General features: G+C 66.2%; 16 protein-coding genes. 9 read left to right on the top strand and 7 right to left on the bottom strand.

What is annotated here, in order from left to right; translation table 11 throughout:
- The first annotated feature begins 1 nt into the window (after position 1).
- Both CEY08_RS22805 and CEY08_RS22800 read left to right on the top strand, forming a co-directional pair.
- Entirely contained in the window at positions 2-1,192 is a 1,191-nt protein-coding gene (locus tag CEY08_RS22805) for a 5-(carboxyamino)imidazole ribonucleotide synthase (protein WP_042794754.1), read from the top strand.
- 14 nt (positions 1,193-1,206) lie between these two features.
- Complete coding sequence (locus tag CEY08_RS22800) at positions 1,207-2,259, top strand: L-threonylcarbamoyladenylate synthase (RefSeq protein WP_042794753.1); 1,053 nt, start codon at positions 1,207-1,209, stop codon at positions 2,257-2,259.
- A gap of 38 nt (positions 2,260-2,297) precedes the next feature.
- Here the strand turns inward: CEY08_RS22800 and CEY08_RS22795 are convergent, their stop codons facing one another.
- From CEY08_RS22795 to CEY08_RS22780, 4 genes are read right to left on the bottom strand one after another with little or no spacing between them, the layout of a single operon-like run.
- The gene (locus CEY08_RS22795; RefSeq protein ID WP_042794752.1) at positions 2,298-3,125 is read right to left on the bottom strand and encodes an IclR family transcriptional regulator domain-containing protein; all 828 of its coding nucleotides are present in this window, start codon (positions 3,123-3,125) and stop codon (positions 2,298-2,300) included.
- Complete coding sequence (locus CEY08_RS22790; RefSeq protein WP_042794751.1) at positions 3,125-3,766, bottom strand: 3-oxoacid CoA-transferase subunit B; 642 nt, start codon at positions 3,764-3,766, stop codon at positions 3,125-3,127. Before CEY08_RS22790 ends, CEY08_RS22795 begins: the two co-directional genes overlap by 1 nt.
- 27 nt (positions 3,767-3,793) lie before the next feature.
- A complete protein-coding gene (locus CEY08_RS22785) occupies positions 3,794-4,474 on the bottom strand; it encodes a 3-oxoacid CoA-transferase subunit A (RefSeq protein ID WP_063643258.1) in 681 nt (226 codons plus the stop codon).
- A gap of 15 nt (positions 4,475-4,489) precedes the next feature.
- Complete coding sequence (locus tag CEY08_RS22780) at positions 4,490-5,488, bottom strand: Bug family tripartite tricarboxylate transporter substrate binding protein (protein WP_042794749.1); 999 nt, start codon at positions 5,486-5,488, stop codon at positions 4,490-4,492.
- Positions 5,489-5,822: 334 nt separating this feature from the next.
- Between CEY08_RS22780 and CEY08_RS22775 the strand changes: the two genes are divergently transcribed.
- The 7 genes from CEY08_RS22775 to CEY08_RS22745 all read left to right on the top strand — a co-directional run bounded on the left by CEY08_RS22775 (position 5,823) and on the right by CEY08_RS22745 (position 13,073).
- The gene (locus tag CEY08_RS22775) at positions 5,823-6,845 is read left to right on the top strand and encodes an amino acid ABC transporter substrate-binding protein (protein ID WP_063643251.1); all 1,023 of its coding nucleotides are present in this window, start codon (positions 5,823-5,825) and stop codon (positions 6,843-6,845) included.
- Between the two features lie 146 nt (positions 6,846-6,991).
- Positions 6,992-7,858 (top strand): IclR family transcriptional regulator, encoded by an 867-nt coding sequence (locus CEY08_RS22770; protein ID WP_063643488.1) that lies wholly within the window; start codon positions 6,992-6,994, stop codon positions 7,856-7,858.
- A 274-nt stretch (positions 7,859-8,132) separates the two neighbouring features.
- Positions 8,133-9,041 carry an arginase family protein gene (locus tag CEY08_RS22765; protein WP_063643487.1) on the top strand — a complete coding sequence of 303 codons (909 nt, stop codon included), beginning with the start codon at positions 8,133-8,135 and terminating at the stop codon, positions 9,039-9,041.
- A 42-nt stretch (positions 9,042-9,083) separates the two neighbouring features.
- Positions 9,084-9,872 (top strand): ABC transporter substrate-binding protein, encoded by a 789-nt coding sequence (locus CEY08_RS22760; protein ID WP_042794747.1) that lies wholly within the window; start codon positions 9,084-9,086, stop codon positions 9,870-9,872.
- A gap of 30 nt (positions 9,873-9,902) precedes the next feature.
- The gene (locus CEY08_RS22755; RefSeq protein WP_076815068.1) at positions 9,903-10,595 is read left to right on the top strand and encodes an amino acid ABC transporter permease; all 693 of its coding nucleotides are present in this window, start codon (positions 9,903-9,905) and stop codon (positions 10,593-10,595) included.
- A gap of 4 nt (positions 10,596-10,599) precedes the next feature.
- Positions 10,600-11,352 carry an amino acid ABC transporter ATP-binding protein gene (locus CEY08_RS22750; RefSeq protein ID WP_042794745.1) on the top strand — a complete coding sequence of 251 codons (753 nt, stop codon included), beginning with the start codon at positions 10,600-10,602 and terminating at the stop codon, positions 11,350-11,352.
- A gap of 161 nt (positions 11,353-11,513) precedes the next feature.
- Positions 11,514-13,073 carry an acetolactate synthase large subunit gene (locus CEY08_RS22745; RefSeq protein WP_076815066.1) on the top strand — a complete coding sequence of 520 codons (1,560 nt, stop codon included), beginning with the start codon at positions 11,514-11,516 and terminating at the stop codon, positions 13,071-13,073.
- Here CEY08_RS22745 and CEY08_RS22740 read toward each other — a convergent pair.
- The 3 genes from CEY08_RS22740 to CEY08_RS22730 are packed head-to-tail and all read right to left on the bottom strand — an operon-like array spanning position 13,070 to position 15,562.
- On the bottom strand, positions 13,070-13,780 hold the full coding sequence (locus CEY08_RS22740) for an ABC transporter ATP-binding protein (RefSeq protein ID WP_076815064.1): 711 nt from the start codon (positions 13,778-13,780) through the stop codon (positions 13,070-13,072). The genes CEY08_RS22745 and CEY08_RS22740 overlap by 4 nt on opposite strands.
- The gene (locus CEY08_RS22735; RefSeq protein ID WP_042794743.1) at positions 13,777-14,541 is read right to left on the bottom strand and encodes an ABC transporter ATP-binding protein; all 765 of its coding nucleotides are present in this window, start codon (positions 14,539-14,541) and stop codon (positions 13,777-13,779) included. Before CEY08_RS22735 ends, CEY08_RS22740 begins: the two co-directional genes overlap by 4 nt.
- A complete protein-coding gene (locus CEY08_RS22730; RefSeq protein ID WP_063643235.1) occupies positions 14,534-15,562 on the bottom strand; it encodes a branched-chain amino acid ABC transporter permease in 1,029 nt (342 codons plus the stop codon). The genes CEY08_RS22735 and CEY08_RS22730 overlap by 8 nt, the downstream gene beginning before the upstream one ends.
- Between the last annotated feature and the right edge of the window lie 2 nt (positions 15,563-15,564).

Here is a 15,564-nt window from a genome sequence, read left to right as displayed (position 1 = left end):
AATGACTCAATCGACTCCTTTCATGATTGCTCCCGGCGGCTGGCTGGGTCTGCTGGGCGGCGGCCAACTGGGCCGCATGTTCTGCCACGCGGCCCAGAGCCTGGGTTACAAGGTCGCGGTGCTGGATCCGGCCGCCGAATGTCCGGCGGGCATGGTGGCCGACCTGCACATCCAGGCGGCCTATGACGACGAGGCCGGCCTCGAGCGCCTGGCCCATACCTGTCAGGCCGTCACCACCGAATTCGAGAACGTGCCCGCTGACAGCCTGCGCACGCTGGCCACGCGCTGCCGCGTCAGCCCGGCCGGTGATGCCGTGGCCATCGTGCAGGACCGCATTGCCGAAAAGACCTTTATCGCCGCGCAGGGCATCCCCGTGGCGCCGCATGCGGCCATCCGCAGCGAGGCCGATTTGCGCGCCGCGCCGCAGGGCTTGTTCCCCGGCATCCTGAAAGTCGCCCGCCTGGGCTATGACGGCAAGGGCCAGGCCCGCATCAGCACGCGCGAGGAGGCGCTGGCCGCCTTCGCCGAGTTCGGCGGCGTGGCCTGCGTGCTGGAAGCGCTGATGCCGCTGGACTACGAAATCTCCGTGGTCCTGGCACGCGGCTTCGATGGCGCGAGCGTCGTGTTCCCGGTGGCGCGCAACGTGCATCGCGACGGCATCCTGGCAGTATCTACCGCCGCGCCCGTGCAGCAGGACGCGGCCCATGCCGAACGGCAGGCGCGCGCCACGCAGGCCGCCCAAGCCATCGCGCAAGGCCTGGGCTATCACGGCGTGCTGTGCGTGGAGTTCTTCGTGCTCAAGGACGGCAGCCTTATCGTTAACGAGATCGCGCCGCGTCCGCACAATAGCGGCCACTACACCATGGACGCCTGCCTCTCCAGCCAGTTCGAGCAGCAGGCGCGCGCCATGGCCGGCTTGCCGCTGGGCGGTTCCGACCTGCTGGCGCCCGCGGTCATGTTGAACATCCTGGGCGACATCTGGTATCCGTCGGCCACCGCCACGACCCAGCGCGAGCCCGATTGGGCCGCGGCGCTGGCCGTGCCCACGGCCAAGCTGCACTTGTACGGCAAGCGCGAAGCGCGCCGCGGCCGCAAGATGGGCCACATCACCATCGTGGCGCCCACCCTGCAACAGGCTCGCGACGACGCTGCCCGCGTGGCCGCGGCGCTGGGCATGCAGGCTCCGGAGTAGGGCGCCGCGATTCCATGACCTCCTTGTCCCCGTCAGCTTCCGCCAGCGCCGCGGAGATCGCCCACGCCGCGCAGCGCATGCTGGACGGCGAGTTGGCCGCGTTTCCCACCGAGACCGTCTACGGCCTGGGCGCGGACGCGGAGAATCCGCAAGCGGTCGCCAAGATCTATGCGGCCAAGGGCCGGCCGTCCAATCACCCCGTCATCGTGCACATCGCGCCGCAAGGCGACCTGTCGTACTGGGCGGCGGAAGTGCCGCAAGAGGCGCGTCTGCTGATCGACGCGTTCTGGCCAGGTCCGCTGACGCTGATCCTCAAGCGCGCGGCGCATATCGCCGACACGGTCAGCGGCGGCCAGGATAGCATCGGCATCCGCTGCCCATCGCATCCCGTGGCGCAGGCACTGCTGGCAGCGTTTGCCGCAGGCAAGCCCAACGGGCAGGGCGGCGTCGCCGCGCCGTCGGCCAACAAGTTCGGCCAGGTATCGCCAACGCGCGCCGAACACGTGCGCAGCGAATTCCCCGAGGAAGTCGCAGCCGGCATGCCGGTGCTGGAAGGCGGCGCGTCGGAAGTCGGCATCGAATCCACCATACTCGACCTGTCGCGCCTGGACCGCGGCGCGGGCCCGGTGCTGCTGCGTCCCGGCCACATCAGTGCCGCGCAGATCGAAGCCGTGCTGGGTGTGCAGGTTTTTGCCCCCGACGCAACCGCACCGCGGGCCTCGGGCACATTGAAGGCGCACTACGCGCCGCGCACGGCGCTGGAACTGGCGAATGACGCGCGCCTGCGCGACGTGGCGCAAGGACTGGGCTTGCCCGAAGGCAAGGTCGTGGTGGTTGCCTACGGCGACCGGCCGGCTGCGCTGGACGCCCGCGTGCAATGGCAGCCCGTGCCCGCCGATCCGGCGCGCTACGCCCAGGCGCTTTATGGCTTGCTGCGCGATCTGGACAAGCAAGGTTATGCGCGCATCATCGTGCAGGCGCCACCCGCCACCGACGACTGGCACGCCGTCAATGATCGCATCGGCCGCGCCGCCGCGGCCTTCACGCTGGACACGACGGACCTGTAAGTCCAGAGGCGGCGCGCGGGCTTGCCCCGTCCGTGGCCTCAGGCCACCAGGAACTCTCCGATTCTTTCCACGGCCTGCCGCAAGGGCGGCAGGAAGTCTTCCGTCAGGCGGTTCAGCGGCACCCGCGCCGCTTTGACGCTGACATTGACCGCGCCGCAGGCCTTGCCGCTGGCCGAACGCACGGGCACCGAGATGGCACGCACATTCAATTCCAGCTCCTGGTCGACGACCGCGTAGTCCTGTTCGCGGATGCGCGCCAATTCGGCGCGCAGCTTGTCCTCGGCGATGACGGTGAATTCCGTGTACGGCTGCAGCTCTGTCGCCGCGAAATAGCGTGCCAGCGCCGGCTCCGGCAACTGCGCGAGCAGCACCCGGCCGATGGACGTGCAATAGACGGGCAGCCTGCTTCCCAGCCCCATCGACGTGGCCAGCAGACGGTGGACTTCCGAGCGCGCCAGATAGAGCATCTCGTGGCCTTCCATGATGGCCAGGGCGCAGGTCTCGTTGACCGTTGCGCTCAGCTCCTCCAGCACCGGCTGTGCCAGCGATACGAAGGGCGTGGAGGAGAAGTAGGCGTAGCCCAGGCCGAGGATGCGCGGGGTCAGCACATAGAGCCTGCCGTGCTGCTCGGCAATGCCCAGCAGGATCAGCGTGTGCAGGCAGCGCTGCACCACGGCCCGGGGCAGGCCCGCGCGGCGGCTCAGTTCGGCCGCGGTCTGGGGATGGCGGCGCGTGCCGAAGGCGCGGATCACGTGCAGGCCGCGCGCAAGTGTCAGCATGTAGTCCGGATCGCCGCGCAGATGGTCGGGATGATCTTCCGCCGCAAGCGGCGCGGCGTAGCCGGGCGGAGGAAGATTGGGCCGCATCAGGCTGCGCGCAATGGCGCGCCGGTGCGCGCCTGGAGGGCTGTCAGGGTCATGCCGTCGATCATATCCCGAACCAGCAGCCCGTCCGGCGTTACCTCGATGACGGCCAGGTCCGTGTAGATGCGATCCACCACGCCGGCGCCGGTCAGCGGATAGGTGCAGCGTTCGACGATCTTGGGTTCGCCGCTCTTGGAGGTGTGCTCCATCATGATGTAGACGCTGCGCGCGCCGACTGCCAGGTCCATTGCGCCGCCCACTGCCGGCGCTTCTCCCGGCTTGGCCAGCGACCAGTTGGCCAGGTCGCCATTGGCGGCGACCTGCATGCCGCCCATGACGCAGATGTCCAGGTGTCCGCCGCGCATCATCGCGAATGAATCCGCGTGATGAAAGTACGCGCCGCCTGCCAGCAGGGTAACGGGCTGCTTGCCTGCATTGATCAGGTCCAGGTTGATATCGGCTTCGGCGGGGGGCGGCCCCATGCCCAGGATGCCGTTTTCGCTGTGCAAGATGATCTCGCGCCCGGCGGGCAGATGGGCGGCCACCAGCACGGGCATGCCGATGCCCAGGTTGACATAGCTGCCGTCGGGAATGTCCTGGGCCAGGCGGCGCGCCATGGCCTCGCGGGTCAGGGGTTGGAACATGTGGACTCCTTCTGGGTTCGGGGGCTGCTAGCTCGAGAACGCCGCGTTGGCCACCTGGGTGACGCGCTGGACGAATATGCCCGGCGTCACGACGGATTCGGGGGATAGCTCGCCCAGCGCCACCTTGGCGCGCACTTGCACGATGGCGGTCTTGGCCGCCATGCACATGACGGGGCCGAAGTTGCGCGCGCTCTTGTTATAGGTGAGGTTGCCCCAGCGGTCGGCCAGGTCCGCCTTGACCAGCGCGAAGTCGCCGTGCAGGGGCTCCTCGAAGACATGGCCGCGGCCACCGATCATGCGGGTTTCCTTGCCGCGCGCGAGTTCGGTGCCGTAGGCCGTGGGGGTGTAGAACCCGCCCAGGCCGGCGCCGGCTGCCCGCAGGCGTTCGGCGATGGTGCCTTGCGGCACGCATTCCAGTTCGATGCGGCCTTGGCGGTAGAGCTCGTCGAAGACCCAGGAGTGCGAGGCCTTGGGAAACGAGCAGATGACCTTGCGCACCCGGCCGGCCTTGACCAGCGCGGCCAGGCCGGTTTCGTGATTGCCGGCGTTGTTGCTGACCACGGTGAGATCACTTGCGCCTTGCGCGATCAGCGCGTGGATCAGTTCCGTGGGCATGCCGGCGCCGCCGAAGCCGCTGATCAGCACGGTGGCGCCGTCGTGGATGTCCGCGACGGCAGACTCGGGCGTGTCGTAGAACTTGTCGATCATGGTTGGGCTCCGCGTTCAGTCCACGCTGATGCGCGCCTGCTTGATGATCTCGGCGTAGCGCGCCGAGTCGGTCTTCATCAGCGCGGCGAATTGCGCGGTGGTGCCGCTGGCCGGCAGGAATCCCGCGTCCAGGAATTTCTGCTTGACGTCGGGCTCCTTGACGATCTCGCTGATCTCGCGCGCCATGCGTTCTATGATCGGCGCGGGCGTGCCTGCGGGCGCCATCAGGCCAGCCCAGGAGCCGGTGACAAAACCGGGCAGGCCGGCTTCTTCCATGGTCGGAATGGAGGGCTCGGTCGGCCAGCGTTGCTTGCCCGTGAACGCCAGTGCCTTCAGCCGGTTCTGTTTCACGTATTGCATGGGAACCAGGATCGGATCGAAGACCATGGAGACCCGCCCGCCCAGCAGATCAGCCAGGATGGGCGCGCTGCCCTTGTAGGCGACGTGGGTCATCGTGATCTTGCTTTGCAGCGCGAAGTCGGCGCCAGTCAGGTGCGCGCTGGATCCGTTGCCGCTGGACGCATAGGTGAGTTTGTCTGGATTCTTGCGCGCATAGTCGACCAGTTCGGCAACCGTTTTCACCGGGATGTCTTCGGCGACGAACAGGAACAGCGGCAGGTCCGCCATCTGCACCACGGGCGTCAGGTCGGCCGGGCGATAGCCCAGCTTGTACAGATGGAAATTGATGATGTAGGCCGGCAGGATGGACAGGAAGGTGTAGCCGTCTGGCTCCGCTTTTGCCGCCACGGCCGAGCCCACGCTGCTGTTCGCGCCGGGCCGGTTCTCGATGATGATGGTCTGCTTCAGGCGCGCGCCCAGCTTGTCCATCACGATGCGGGTGACGATGTCGGTCGACCCGCCGGGCGTATAAGGCACGATGATCTTGATCGGTTTGCTGGGCCAGGCATCAGCGGCATGGCCGGTACCGCTGGCCAGTCCTGCCGCCGCCAGCGCGGCGGCCAGCAGGGTCTTGAAGATATCGCGGCGGGACTGCAAGAGGCTTGCACGGGTCATGGGTGGGTCTCCTCCATGAGTCGGCCGGTATCCACGCCCGGCCGTATTTTTGAGAGATCGCGGCTCCGGCAGCAGCGGGCCCGGAACGCGAAAAAAGTATGGCACGCAAGGCAAGCCCTCATCGGCGGCGGGCGAGAGGATAAAGTTCGTTCACCGGACAACGCCGGCATGGACTGGAAAGCCGCGCCCCGCTCCGGGTTTCCACTAGGCGCCGCCGCGTTGTTCACGCCGTGGACATCGCTTAATCTGGCGGCCGGCCCAGTAAGGCAGGGCTCGGTTTCAAACGCAGCCGGCTTACAAGCCGGCGCGGGCATCCATCTCAGGAGAAGTGATCATGAAGCGGTCCATCTTGTTTGCAGCCAGCGCCATTGCCCTGGCTTGCGCATCCCAGGCGGCGGTGGCGGGGCCCACCCTCGATGCCGTAAAGAAAAAGGGATACGTGCAGTGCGGCCTGACCGACGGCGTATCCGGCTTTTCGGCGACCAACAGCAAGGGCGAATGGGAAGGCATGGACGTGGACATCTGCCGCGCGGTGGCGGCGGCCGTGTTCGGTGATCCGACCAAATTCAAGGGCACGCCGCTGTCCACGCAGCAACGCTTCACCGCGCTGCAATCCGGCGAAGTGGACGTGCTGCTTCGCACCGTTACGCTGACGCAGACTCGCGATACCTCGCTGGGCCTGGCGGCCGTGGCCGCGAGCTTCTACGATGGCCAGGGCATCCTGGTGAACAAGAAGCTGGGCGTGAAAAGCGCCAAGGAACTCAATGGCGCCACCGTTTGCGTGCAGCCCGGCACCACCACCGAGCTCAATCTGGCCGACTGGTTCCGCACCAACAACATCGAGTTCAAGCCGGTGGTGATCGACAAGGTGACCGAAGTCGTGCGGGCCTTCGAGTCGGGACGCTGCGACGCCTTCACCGATGACGCTTCGCAACTGGCCGCGGTCCGTGCGACGCAGGTCGCCAAGCCGGACGACTACGAAATTCTGCCGGAACGCTTCTCCAAGGAGCCGCTGGGCCCGATGGTGCGCCAGGGCGACGAAAACTGGCTCGGGATCGTGCGCTGGACCTTGTTCGCGCTAATGGAGGCCGAGGAATACGGCATCACGCAGAAGAACGTGGACGAAATGCTGAAGAGCAACAATCCCAATATTTCCCGCATCCTGGGCGTGACCCCGGGCGCGGGCAAGAACATGGGGCTGGACGAGAAGTGGGCCTACAACGCCATCAAGGCCGTGGGCAACTACAGCGAAGTGTTCGAACGCAACGTCGGCAAGGACAGCAAGCTGGGCTTGCAGCGCGGCACGAACGCGTTGTGGAACAAGGGCGGCGCCATGTATCCCTGGCCGATCCGCTAGAGCCGCACTCCAGTCAAGACGGCCCGGTACGCCGGGCCGTTTTTGTCGCCCCGGCCGCCCCAAGACAAAAGCGCGACATCGCCATGCGATACGTTCGCACCGTAATGCGGTACGCTATGCGCTTTCCATTGGACGCCCCACGCGCCATGACGCAAATCCGAAACGCCGAGGATTCCCCTTTGTTCATCGCCGCGCTGGCGCGCGGCGTTTCCGTGCTCCGAGCCTTCAGCGAGGGCCAGCCTGCCATGACCTTGCCGGAACTGGCGGATGCCACTGGCCTGAGCAAGAGTTCGGTGCAGCGCTTCGCCCATACCTTGTGGACCTTGGGTTATTTGCGCAAGGATCCTCTGAGCAAGAAGTTTTCGCTGGGGCCCTGGTCGCTGGAACTGGGCATGAAGTACGTCCAGACCAGCCCGCTGGTGCTGGGTGGCAATCCGTTCCTGCACTCGCTCAACCGCAACAGCCAGGAAACCTGCAGCCTGGCCGAGCCCGACGGTCTGGACATGGTCTATGTGGCGCGCTTTGCCACCCACAAGGAAATGTTCGTGAACATGCCGGTGGGCATGCGCCTGCCGCTGTATTGCACGGCGGCGGGCCGCGCCGTGCTCGCCAGGCTGGATCCAGGGGTGGCGCGCGACCTGCTGGAGCGCTGTGACCGTAAGTCCTACACCGCCGCCACGATCACCGAAATGGACGCGTTGCTTGCGGAGCTGGACTTCGCGCGGCGCCACGGTTATGCGCGTTCGGACGGCGAGTTCTATCCCGGCGACATCACGGTCAGCGCCGCGGTGCTGGATGCCGGCGGCACGCCGGTGGGGGCGGTCAACGTGTCGGTGCCGTCCAGCCGTTGGTCATTCGAGCAGGCGCAGGCGGTGTTCGGCCCGCAAGTGGTGGAAACGGCGCACGCTATCAGCGCGTCGCGCACGTTGGGGCGGTCGCGCCCGTTCTATGAAATGGAGCCGCCGGGCGGCGCCTTGCGCGACGCGATGCCGTTCGCAAGCGACGAGGGTTGATTCGCGGCTGCCTTGCCGGGGCATCGCGCGGGCCGCTTTGCGGACTAATTTCATACTAAATAAGTAGGGTATTCATAAATCCGATTAGGGGAAACTCCCTAATTGGCCGGATGCTTGTACGCACGCTACTCTTATTTCGACATGATCATATCGCACAGCGATTTGATTGAATCTAAATAGTGATCCAGGCCCGGTTCGAGAGGACGGGTCGTCACACAGGAGCCGAGTTGTGCAGCAGCCAGCCGAAGTCTGTTTTCATCCCGTCGCGGGGTTCATGGGCCTGCCTTCCGCCCGCGCCACGGGCACGGGCGCGGCGCGCGCCTGCGTAGTGGGCATTCCGTTCGATTGCGGCACGCACCCGTTCCGTGTCGGTTCGCGCCAGGGACCGGATGCGATCCGCGAGCAATCCCGGCTGCTGCGGCCCATCGACATCTTCCGGCGCCATGGCATCGACAATCCGCCGGAGTTCCTGCGTGCCATCGATGTCGGCAACGTGGCTTGCCATCCGGGCGATCCGGATGCCTCCTACCCGCTCATCGAGGCTGGCATCGGCGCCATTCTGGATGCGGGCGCCATTCCGATTTCCATGGGGGGCGATGGCGCGGTCACGCTGCCGCAGCTGCGAGCCGTGGCGCGCCGCCATCCTGATTTCGTGGTGCTGCATTTCGATTCGCACACCGACACTTACCCCATACCCGGGTACAACACGGCGACCACGTTCACGCGTGCCGCCGAAGAAGGATTGCTGGACGTTGCGTCCAGCTTCCACGTCGGCACGCGTGGCAGTTCCTTCATGCCGGGCGTGTTGGAGTTCGGCCGCGAGGTCGGCTACACGATCCTGCCCTACGACGATTTCGACCAGGACCAGAAGGGCGCCCTGGCCGAGATCAAGCAGCGCATCGGCCAGCGGCCCGTGTACCTGTGCTTCGATATGGACATCTTCGATCCCTCCTGCGCGCCGGGCGTGTGCACGCCGGAGTGGGGCGGGCTTTCCGCCAAGGAAGGGCTGGCGCTGCTGCGTCAGCTGGCGGGCCTGAACTTCGTGGCGTTCGACGTCAACACCGTGTCGCCGCCGCAAGACGTGCAGGGGGCCACGGCCTTCCTGGCCGCCACCGTCATGCAGGAATTCTGCGCGCTGGCGGCGGTAGCGGTGCAGCAGTATCCGCAGGGGCGTCCGGCCTGAGCCGGCGCAAACCCTCCGATGACTTCATTCAAGGGGAAAACGATGAAACTCAAATCCATTCTGCTGGGTCTGGCCACTGCCGGCCTGCTGGCCCAAGCCGGTGCGCAGGCGCGCACGCTGGAGGAGATCCGCGCGGATCAGAGCCTGAACGTGGTGACCACGGCGTCCGCGCCGCCGCACGGCTTCAAGAATCCGAAGTCGAATCAGCTCGAAGGCATCATGGTGGACGTGGCCGCCGCCGTGGCCAAGCACCTGAAGGTCTCGGACAAACTGTCCGACGTGCCGTTCTCCGGCCTGATTCCCACACTGACCTCGGGGCGAGCCGACGTCATGTCCGCGCCGCTCTTCATCACCGAAGAGCGTGCACGCGCCATCGATTTTTCGGCGCCGGTCTATGAATGGGGCGAGGGCATCGTGGTCAGCGACAAGGCGGACAAGAAGTACGCCAAGTTCGAGGACATGAAGGGCCAGCGCGTCGGCGTGCTGGTGGATTCGGTGCAGTTCAACATGATCAAGGACATGCCCGGCACCAAAGTGTCGACCTACCAGGACTACTCCACGCTGCTGGCCGACGTTCGGGCTGGACGCATCGACCTGGGCATCGTGGATCCGCCCAGCATCATCTACCAGATCAAGACCAAGAACATCCCGGGCGTGAAGCTCGATACGGGCTACCAGCCACAGCGCAAGTGGCAGGTGGGCATGGCCGTGCAAAAGGGCAACGCCGCGTTGCTGGAGGCAGTCAACGGCGCGCTGGCGCAAATGAAGCAGAACGGCGAACTCGCCGCCATCGGGCAGAAGTGGGGCGTTGCCGACCTGATGAGCAAGTGACGCGGCAGCGGCACGGATAAGGAGCACGACGTGGATCTCGAAACCCTGCGCATGTACCTGACCCCTCTGGCCGAGGGCACGGTCTGGACCCTGGCGCTGTTTTTCTGTTCGGCATTCCTGGCGGTGGCCCTGGGCCTGCTCGTCTGTCTGTGCCGCCTGTCGCCGTCGCGGCTGCTCAGCCGGGGCGCGCGCTTCTACATAGATGTGATACGCGGCACGCCGCTACTGCTGCAGCTGTTCTACATCTATTACGGCCTGCCGGAAATGGGCGTGGTCATCAACGGCTTCGTCGCCGGCGTGCTGGGCCTGACGCTGAATTTTGGCGCCTACCTCGCGGAGCTTTTCCGCAGCGGCATCCAGTCGGTGGACTCCGGCCAGTACGAGGCGGCGCGCGCGCTGGGACTGGGCAAGATGCAGCGGCTGCGCCGCATCGTGTTGCCTCAGGCATTGCGCACCGTGTTCCCGGCGCTGGGCAACTACGCGTTGGTGCTGATCAAGGAAACGTCGCTGGTTGCCGTCATCAGCGTCTATGAGCTGATGCGCGCCGGCGAGATGCTGGCGGGAGCCACCTTCCAGGCGCTGACCGTCTACACCATGGTGGGGATCATCTATTTCGCCATGTGCAGCGTGCTGTCCTACGTGTTCCGCCGTTCCGAAAAACGCCTGACCGTGCCGGGCTATTGGAGCGGCGCGGGCGAAAACCATGACATTTCCAAGGCCTGATGCGATGGATGGATTGAACTACGCCGCCCCTATCATCACGATGCAGGGCGTATGCAAATGGTATGGCGACTTCAAGGTGCTGGACGATCTTGCGCTGGAAGTGCTGCCGGGCGAGAAGCTGATCCTGTGCGGACCGTCAGGTTCCGGCAAGTCCACCACCATCAGGCTCCTGAACCGGCTGGAGGAACACCAGAAAGGGCGCATTGTGGTGGACGGCATCGAGCTGAACGACGATCTGAAGAATATCGAGCGCATCCGCGCCGAGGTCGGCATGGTGTTCCAGCACTTCAACCTGTTCCCGCATCTGACGGTGCTGGAGAACTGCACGCTGGCCCCGATGCTGGTGAAAGGAGTGCCGCGCGAGGAGGCCGAGTCCCGGGCCATGGAATACCTGGAACGGGTAAAGATCCCGCAGCATGCAGCCAAATATCCGGGCCAGTTGTCAGGCGGGCAGAAGCAGCGCGTGGCGATTGCCCGGGCCTTGTGCATGCGGCCGAAGATCATGCTGTTCGATGAGCCCACTTCCGCGCTGGATCCGGAGATGGTCAAGGAAGTGCTGGACACCATGGTGGCGCTCGCCCGCGATGGTATGACCATGGTGTGCGTGACGCACGAAATGGGTTTCGCGCGCGAGGTCGGCGACCGCGTGGTCTTCATGGACCAGGGGGCGATTGTTGAATCCGACACGCCCGACAATTTCTTCCGCGCGCCGCGCACCGAGCGCGCGCAGGCGTTCCTGGGGCAAATACTGGCCTGAGGCCGACTGCGAAAATTCCGCGTGGCGGAACCTGTGGAATGGTTCCATGACGGCGCCCTGAAATGGCTCTAGCCGGTTTCGGCTACGCTACCTATCATGCATGTCACGCGGGCGCGCATGCGCCCATGCACCGCCAATGGAAAATGATCAGGGAAAAAACGATGAACGGCGCTGATAGTCTTTGCGATACCTTGCTTGCCAACGATGTGGATGTTTGCTTTGCCAACCCCGGCACATCGGAAATGCACTTTGTCGCGGCATTGGATCGCAAGCCCAAAATGCGCTGCGTGCTGGGCCTGTTCGAAGGCGTGGTGACGGGCGCGGCCGACGGCTACGCGCGCATGGCCGACAAGCCCGCCGCCACCTTGTTGCACCTGGGGCCGGGCCTGGGCAACGGCCTGGCCAACCTGCACAACGCCAAGCGCGCCCGCACGCCCATGGTCAACATCGTGGGCGATCATGCTACCTACCACGTCCAATACGACGCACCGCTGACGAGCGACGTGGAGGGCGTTGCACGCCCGATGTCGCACTGGGTCAAGCGCACGATGAAGGCCGCGGACCTGTCCGCGGACGCCGCCGAGGCGGTAGGCGTGGCGCGCCGCTCGCCGGGCAACATCGCCACGCTGATCCTGCCGGCCGACACGGCCTGGACGGAACTGCCCGCCAATGCGAGCGCACCGGTACTCGCCAGGCACGAGGCCTTGACCCAGACCTCGACCGAAGCGGTGCGCGCGGCGGCTGCCGCGATACGTTCCGGTGAAGTCACGACCTTGATGCTGGGTGGCGCGGCGCTGCGCGAACGCGCGCTCAACGCCGCTGGCCGCATTGCGCGCGCCACCGGCGTGCGCCTGGTGTCGGAAACCTCCAACCGCCGCATCGAACGCGGCGGCTCGCGCACTCCGGTCGACCGCCTGCCGTATCCGATCGACCTGGCAGTGGCCAAGCTGAAGGACGTGCGGCATCTGGTGTTGGTGGGCGCGAAAGCGCCGGTCGGCTTTTTCGCCTATCCCGGCAAGCCCAGCCTGCTGGCGCCCCCGGACGCCAACAAGGTCGTGCTCGCTACGCCCGAGCAGGACCTGGCGCATGCGCTGGAGTGGCTGGCCGACGAACTGGGCATTGCGCCGGACGCCCCGCGCCTGGCTGCGCCGGCCGCCAGCTACGAAGTGCCGCAATCCGGCAAGCTGACCGGCGCCGCCGTCAACATCCTGATCGCGCACCATTTGCCGGAGCAGGCCATCGTCTGCGACGAGTCCATCACCCAGGGCCGCGAATTCCCTATCTATAGCGCCAGCAGCGCGCCCCACGATTGGCTGATGCTGACCGGTGGCGCCATCGGCATCGGCCTGCCCATGGCCACTGGCGCGGCGGTGGCCTGCCCTGACCGCAAGGTCGTCACCTTGCAGGCGGACGGCAGCGGTATGTACACCTTGCAGGCACTGTGGACGCAGGCGCGCGAGAACCTCGATTGCCTGACGGTGATCCTGGCCAATCGTTCCTACGCCACGCTGCACGGCGAAATGAAGAACGTGGGCGTCATGGAGCCGGGACGCAACGCCCGGCGCATGCTGGATCTGCAAGAACCGCACCTCGAATGGACGCATCTGGCGCGCGGCATGGGAGTCGAGGCGGTCAGCGTGGACACCGTGGAAGGATTTGCGCGCGCGCTGCAGGAAGGCCTGAAGCGCCGCGGCCCGTTCCTGATCGAAGCCGTGATCTAAACGCCCAGATAGCGCGTCAGCTGCTCGGGCTGCCGGGCCAGCGACGCGCTGTCGCCGTCTTGCACGATCTGGCCCTTTTCCATCACCAGGCACCGGTCGGTATGTTCCAGCACCGCGCGGTAATTGCGGTCGACGATCAAGGTGGACATGCCGCTGGCGCGGATCTGGCGGATGATCTTCCAGATCTCGGCCACGATCAGCGGCGCCAGGCCCTCGGTGGCCTCGTCCAGGATCAGCAATTCGGGATTGGTCATCAGCGCCCGGCCGATGGCCAGCATCTGCTGTTCACCGCCCGATAGCTGCTGGCCGCCATGGCCCAGGCGCTCCTTCAGCCGCGGAAATACGTCCAGAACCCGGGCATAGCTCCATTCCTGGCGTCCGTCCCTGCCGGCGCGCGCCGCCACTTGCAGGTTCTCGCGCACATTCAGATTGGGAAAAATGCCGCGCCCTTCGGGCACGTAAGCCACTCCCATGCGGGCGATGGCATGCGGCTGTGCGCGGGTGCAGTCGCGGCCATCCACGCGCACGCTGCCCTGGGTGCTCTTGACGTGGCCCATCAGGCTGCGGATCAACGTGGTCTTGCCCATGCCGTTGCGGCCCACCAGGCCGACGGATTCCCCGGGTGCGATATGCATGTCGACGCCGCGCAGCACGTGGCTGGCGCCGTAATAGACCTGCAGGCCGCCGGCTTCGATCAAGGCGTTCATAGGCTGGCTCCATGCGCTTCTTCGCCCAGGTAGGCGGTGCGCACATCGGCATTGGCGCGGATATCGGCGGGCGTGCCGCTGGCGATGGTGGCGCCGTTGACCATGACGGTAAGGGTTTCGGCGACGCGGAAGACTGCGTCCATATCGTGTTCGACCAGCAGGATGGCGTGACCGGGCTTGAGCGTCTCCAACAGTTCCAGGATGCGGTCGGTTTCCTCGGGGCCCATGCCGGCCAGGGGTTCGTCCAGCAGCAGCACCTGCGGCTCGCCCGCCAGGCACATGGCGATCTCCAGCTGCCGCTTGCGGCCGTGCGGCAGCAGGCCGGCCTCGCGAGTGGCCTCGTCCGCCAGACCGGTGCGCTCCAGCGCGTGGCGCGCAAGTTCCGCGCTGTGGCGGCATTCCGAGGCGGGGCGCCACCAGTGCCAGAAGCGTTGGCGCCGAGCCTGGGCGGCCAGTCTGCAGTTTTCGAACACGCTCAGCTCGGGAAAGATCGTAGACCGCTGATAGCTGCGGCCCAGGCCCGCGCGCGCCCGGTCGGGCTGGCGCCACGCGGTGATGTCGCGGCCGCCCAGCATGACCTGGCCGCTGCTGGGCGCCAGTTCGCCCGACAGGATGTTGATCAGCGTGGACTTGCCAGCGCCATTGGTGCCGATGACGGCGTGGACCTGGCCGCGCTGCAATTCCAGCGATACGCCATTCACCGCCGTCAGGCCGCCGAAACGGCGCGTGACCGCCTTGGCGGCAAGCAGGATGTCAGACATGCGGTTCTCCCTGGATAGGCAGGCGGGCGGGGGCGGTGCTTGAGGCCGGAGCCGGGGCCCGCCCTGCGCGCCGCTGCCGCAGCTGCGCCGGCAAGCCGGCCAGGCCATTGGGCAACAGGGCCACCAGCGCGATGATGGCCACGCCCAGGGGCAGGTGCCAATGGCGCGCGTACTCGCCGAACAGTTCCTGCGACTGGAACAGCTCCTGCAGCAGCACCAGCGCCACGGTGCCCAGCACCGCGCCGCCCAGGCTGCCCATGCCGCCCAGGATCACCATCAGCAGCACCAGTCCGGACTGTTCCCAGGCCAGCAATTCCGGGGTGACGAAGCCATCCTTGAGGGCGAACAGAAATCCCGCCAGGCTGGCCAGCGTGGCGCCCACCACATAGGCCGCAAGCTTGTATGGATAGGTCGAGTAGCCCGCCGCGCGCATGCGTTGTTCGTTGATGCGTATGCCGGCCAGCGCGGCGCCGAAAGCCGAACGCCGCAACAGCGCCAGAAAGCCCCAGGCCAATGCCAGGCAGGCCAGCACGAAGAAGTAGAACGTCCTGGCGTCGCTCAGGTCGAAAGGCATCCAGCCGCCCACGGACAGCTCTGGGCGAAAGTACAGATAGATGCCATCGCTGCCGCCGCCGATCTTGGTGTCGTGGAACACGTAGTAGGCCATCTGCGAGAAAGCCAGCGTGACCATGATGAAGTACACGCCGCGCGTGCGCAGCGCCAGCGCGCCGGTCAGAAGCGCGTAGGCCGCGGCGGCAAGCAGGGCGGCGGGCAGCAGCCACCAAAGGCCGGCGGCTTCGGATTCGGGCGACAGCAGCGCCGCGGCATAGGCGCCGATGCCGAAGAAGGCGGCGTGGCCCAGGCTGACCAATCCCGCGCCGCCCACGAGCAGTTGCAGGCTGAGCGCGAAGATCGCATAGATCATGATCTTGATCGCCAGGCCGGTGTAGTAGTCGCTGCCGCTCCAGGAAAAGGCCGCCAGGGCCAGCAGCGCCGCAAGGGGCAATAGTCGGTTCAACATGG

It is taken from the genome of Achromobacter insolitus (genome assembly GCF_002209555.1).
GTDB lineage: Bacteria > Pseudomonadota > Gammaproteobacteria > Burkholderiales > Burkholderiaceae_B > Achromobacter > Achromobacter insolitus.
The sequence above is the reverse complement of the archived record's forward strand: the minus strand, read 5'-3'. Positions and strand labels throughout refer to the sequence as shown.

Coding starts and splice junctions, on each gene's coding strand:
- CEY08_RS22730 (WP_063643235.1), bottom strand. CDS start 15,562: ATGTTGAACCGACTATTGCCCCTTGCGGCGCTGCTGGCCCTGGCGGCC.
- CEY08_RS22805 (WP_042794754.1), top strand. CDS start 2: ATGACTCAATCGACTCCTTTCATGATTGCTCCCGGCGGCTGGCTGGGT.
- CEY08_RS22780 (WP_042794749.1), bottom strand. CDS start 5,488: ATGACCCGTGCAAGCCTCTTGCAGTCCCGCCGCGATATCTTCAAGACC.
- CEY08_RS22750 (WP_042794745.1), top strand. CDS start 10,600: ATGGATGGATTGAACTACGCCGCCCCTATCATCACGATGCAGGGCGTA.
- CEY08_RS22745 (WP_076815066.1), top strand. CDS start 11,514: ATGAACGGCGCTGATAGTCTTTGCGATACCTTGCTTGCCAACGATGTG.
- CEY08_RS22770 (WP_063643488.1), top strand. CDS start 6,992: ATGACGCAAATCCGAAACGCCGAGGATTCCCCTTTGTTCATCGCCGCG.
- CEY08_RS22740 (WP_076815064.1), bottom strand. CDS start 13,780: ATGAACGCCTTGATCGAAGCCGGCGGCCTGCAGGTCTATTACGGCGCC.
- CEY08_RS22775 (WP_063643251.1), top strand. CDS start 5,823: ATGAAGCGGTCCATCTTGTTTGCAGCCAGCGCCATTGCCCTGGCTTGC.
- CEY08_RS22735 (WP_042794743.1), bottom strand. CDS start 14,541: ATGTCTGACATCCTGCTTGCCGCCAAGGCGGTCACGCGCCGTTTCGGC.
- CEY08_RS22785 (WP_063643258.1), bottom strand. CDS start 4,474: ATGATCGACAAGTTCTACGACACGCCCGAGTCTGCCGTCGCGGACATC.
- CEY08_RS22795 (WP_042794752.1), bottom strand. CDS start 3,125: ATGCGGCCCAATCTTCCTCCGCCCGGCTACGCCGCGCCGCTTGCGGCG.
- CEY08_RS22760 (WP_042794747.1), top strand. CDS start 9,084: ATGAAACTCAAATCCATTCTGCTGGGTCTGGCCACTGCCGGCCTGCTG.
- CEY08_RS22765 (WP_063643487.1), top strand. CDS start 8,133: ATGGGCCTGCCTTCCGCCCGCGCCACGGGCACGGGCGCGGCGCGCGCC.
- CEY08_RS22790 (WP_042794751.1), bottom strand. CDS start 3,766: ATGTTCCAACCCCTGACCCGCGAGGCCATGGCGCGCCGCCTGGCCCAG.
- CEY08_RS22800 (WP_042794753.1), top strand. CDS start 1,207: ATGACCTCCTTGTCCCCGTCAGCTTCCGCCAGCGCCGCGGAGATCGCC.